Raw genomic sequence first — 924 nt, forward strand, 5'->3', positions numbered from 1 at the left:
GGCGGCCAGCCCTGCCAGCCCCACGGCCACTGCTCCACGCTCCACGGAGCGTCGCTGGTGCTCAGCACCCTGTCGCGTCTGCCTCGGCCCAGTCACACGGCCATCATGCCTCGGCCGGTCATGCCGCTGCGGGCGCGTGGTTCCTCACTCGATCGGGGTCTGGTGGGCTGGCCCTGCCCGACGGGCGCTGCGTTCGTTGGTGTCAGCGGTTCGCACGGAGAGAGGTCCGCCATGCGTTCCAAGCTCCGGTCGCCCACAACGCCCAAGCCACGAGGACCGGCTGGAAGAAGAGCCTCACCAGTCGTGCCTCGTCACTGTTGAGCCCGAAGGCGTCTCGACGGGTCAGGTACTGCGCAACGTTGCCCGGGAAGACAGCAACGAAGAACGCCGCCGTCGCCCAACCGAGTGCCGGACGCAGGGCACGCGGCGCCAAGAGAAGCACGGCCCCGAGTCCGACCTCGACCACGCCAGAGGCAACGACGACGAAGTCGGGGTCCAGCGGGATCCACGGCGGCACCTGAGCCTGGAACTCCTGCCGCAGGCTGGTGAGGTGACCGATCCCGGCAGTCGCCAAGAACCCGCCGAGCAGAAAGCGACCCCCGGTCCTGAGCGGGGAGGACCGACCTTGGAGCGATTCGGCCGAGCGCGGCGACTTGGAGTCCATCCCCGAAGTATCGCGGTCGTCGGCACTTTCGGCATGGATCCGCACTCGCCTGGCGGGGCCCTGACGTACCGTCTGTGGGACCCTCGGAGGCGCCAGATCAGCGGGATCTCACGGTGACGGCCAACGACCTGATCTAGGGCGTGTCTCGTAACCGTTGGAGCCATCTGATGATCGCGTTCAGGACCGCGGCCCCGCGGTAGACGATGCCGAGTTTGTCGTAGCGGGTGGCGAACCCGCGCCATTGCTTGCCGTGGTTGAAC

At 68.1% G+C, this 924-nt stretch carries 1 protein-coding gene; it reads right to left on the minus strand.

The window, feature by feature from the left end:
• Positions 1-202: 202 nt before the first annotated feature.
• Entirely contained in the window at positions 203-664 is a 462-nt protein-coding gene (locus ET989_RS14625; protein WP_206080017.1) for a DoxX family protein, read from the minus strand.
• Positions 665-924: the final 260 nt, after the last annotated feature.

This window comes from Propioniciclava sinopodophylli (assembly GCF_004324755.1).
GTDB classification, from domain to species: Bacteria; Actinomycetota; Actinomycetes; order Propionibacteriales; family Propionibacteriaceae; genus Propioniciclava; species Propioniciclava sinopodophylli.